At 53.3% G+C, this 255-nt stretch carries 1 rRNA gene; it reads right to left on the bottom strand.

Features of this window, described 5'->3' with window-relative positions:
* A 23S ribosomal RNA gene (locus tag KI350_RS22850) occupies nucleotides 1-255 on the bottom strand; the annotation flags it as partial.

Raw genomic sequence — 255 nt, 5'->3', positions numbered from 1 at the left:
TTCTCTCCTCGCCTACCTGTGTCGGTTTGCGGTACGGGCACCTCTCACCTCGCTAGAGGCTTTTCTTGGCAGTGTGGAATCAGGAACTTCGCTACTATATTTCGCTCGCCATCACAGCTCAGCCTTACGGGAAACGGATTTGCCTATTTCCCAGCCTAACTGCTTGGACGCGGATATCCAATACCGCGCTTACCCTATCCTCCTGCGTCCCCCCATTGCTCAAATGGTGAGGAGGTGGTACAGGAATATCAACCT

Source organism: Bacillus sp. J41TS8, from assembly GCF_018333035.1.
Lineage (GTDB): Bacteria > Bacillota > Bacilli > Bacillales > Bacillaceae > Bacillus > Bacillus paralicheniformis.
Note: the sequence above shows the minus strand (reverse complement) of the source record. Positions and strands in the feature narration are given on the sequence as shown.